Raw genomic sequence first — 1,674 nt, 5'->3', positions numbered from 1 at the left:
GACCGCGGCAGGCGGCGACTCGCGTTGCCGGATCATCGACCTGCGTGATCAATCGCTGGTAGGTGTCGTCTTGATCGGCGGGAATGCGGGACAACGCGTCGATCGCGGCGAGCTTGACGTCGAGCGAATCCGCAGATTCGAATTGGGACACTGCGTCGTCGCGCTGCGCCACTTTCAATTTCTTGTTGGGCAGTTTGCGGATTGCGGCCAACATGGCGATGGCGGCGTCGGCGTCCGTTTCAGCGATCGATCGCGCCGTGTCCGTGTCGCCGGCGACGATCAGTCCCGCCAGCGCGATCGAACGCAGCGCGGGGTCGTCATCGCGGGCCAGCTCGGACAGCACGGGTTGGAGCGCCGTCAATTCCGCCGCGGGACGCTTCAACATCAGCCCGGTCAACAGATCGACCAACCGCTTCGCGTCCGGCGTGTCCATTTTCGACTTGGTGATCGTCGCCAACATTTCCGCCGCAACCGTACTGTCTTTCAGTTCGGCCAGCGCCGCAAACGCTTCGTCCCGAATGCCCGCCGCCATCGCCGGTCGCCCCACGATGGCTTCATAGACGGGGATGTACTTCTCGTCGTCCGTTGACCGAGGAACGAGCAACAATCGCTCGTCATTGAGCCGCCCCAATTGATACGCGACGATGCGTGGCGACTTGTCCAAAAAGATTGTCGGTGGATCCGCGTCTTTTGCCAGACAGGGAGCGACGAAGGCGATCTGCGCGATGACGACAAGCAACAACAGGCGTGAGAGCAAACGCATGGTTTGGTTTGGAATGGTGTTGGTGGTGGTGTGGGGTGGTATGTTGGCGTGAGCGCCGGATCCCGAGGGATGTCGATTGATGCGGGAGGCAGAGCGATGAAAATGGCCACTGAGCCCACGGATCGCAGCGCGATCCCACGGATTTTCAGCACCCTGTCATCCGTGGGTTCGCGCTGCCATCGGTGGGTATGATTTGAGCTGGCTGGACCGGCAAAACTGCCGTAGTACTCCGTCCAGATTGAGAACCGGGGCTTGTTATCTTCAAGCCCCCCTCGCTCCCGACAGGATTACTCCATCACCAGCCCTACTGTTCCAGTTGACGCATCGTTTCATCGAGCGTGTACTGCAAGTAGTCGTCCATGTCGTGTTCCAGCACGCCGAGAACCATTTCGATCGCGTCGTCTCCGCTCAGGAAACTGATCGCGCGAACGGCTTCCAAGCGAACCGTCGGATGCTCATCGTGAACGGCTTTTGCGAATCGATCGGCGTGATCGGGGATCGCGTGCATCATGTGCGACGTCAGCCGGACACATGCCGCACGGGCACGATCGTTCTCCGACGCCGACAGCTTGTCCAGCAAATCGGTCCGCACCTGATTGTGCGTTTGGTACATCCACAGGGCTTCCATTTGCTGATGTTCGACGCTGGGATCCGATGCGTCCAAGCCGGCTACCCAGGTGTCGAGCGCTTTCAACACCGGTTCGCTGTCGCGTGCGGCCAATTCACGACGTGCCCGATAACGCGTTCGGTCTTCGGGTGACTTCAGCAAGTCCAGCAACTGGGGAATCGTCGCACCATCGATCTTGGCGGGTTCCAGCAACGGGCGTTCCTTGTGCGTGACACGCCAGATGCGACCGTGGGAATGATCGCGACTGGGATCTCGCAGGTTGTGTTGCAAGTGACCGATCAAG

Annotated in this window: 1 protein-coding gene and 1 pseudogene; both read right to left on the bottom strand. The window is 60.2% G+C overall.

Going from position 1 to position 1,674, the window contains the following annotated elements:
- Positions 1 to 763 (bottom strand): annotated as a pseudogene (locus tag ABX749_RS32005) (hypothetical protein); the annotation flags it as partial.
- A 304-nt stretch (positions 764 to 1,067) separates the two neighbouring features.
- Positions 1,068 to 1,674 (bottom strand): HEAT repeat domain-containing protein (locus tag ABX749_RS32000; RefSeq protein WP_372899610.1); only part of this gene is annotated, 607 nt, incomplete at its 5' end.

It is taken from the genome of Stieleria sp. (assembly GCF_041595215.1).
GTDB classification, from domain to species: domain Bacteria; phylum Planctomycetota; class Planctomycetia; order Pirellulales; family Pirellulaceae; genus Stieleria; species Stieleria magnilauensis.
Note: the sequence above shows the minus strand (reverse complement) of the source record. Positions and strands in the feature narration are given on the sequence as shown.